Source organism: Escherichia sp. AM3 (assembly GCF_032029835.1).
Classification (GTDB): domain Bacteria; phylum Pseudomonadota; class Gammaproteobacteria; order Enterobacterales; family Enterobacteriaceae; genus Escherichia; species Escherichia coli.
The window spans coordinates 1-265 of sequence record NZ_JAVUPQ010001030.1; the positions used below are offsets into that span (position 1 = coordinate 1).

Sequence of the window (265 nt, forward strand, 5' to 3'; positions counted from 1 at the left end):
CTGTACACCCGTCCGGAACGTACCGCCAGACCGGTGGTGATCATATGCAGGATCATGCTTTGCGCAATGCCTGCTTTAGCGTTGGTATACCCGGCCACCACATCCGCGCCCAGATCGGGAGCAATGACCATGCTCGCCAGCTGCGCCGCTTCACTTTGCGCATCCTCCGTAATGATCGCAACCGTTGAGCCCAGAGACCACGCATGACGCATCGCGCCCCATACCCATGGGGTTTTGCCGCTGACGGACAGCGCCAGCATCATGT

1 pseudogene is annotated in these 265 nt (G+C 60.0%); it reads right to left on the minus strand.

Annotated elements, in window-relative coordinates:
* Positions 1–265: pseudogene (locus tag RTW80_RS29560) on the minus strand (N-acetylmuramic acid 6-phosphate etherase); the annotation flags it as partial.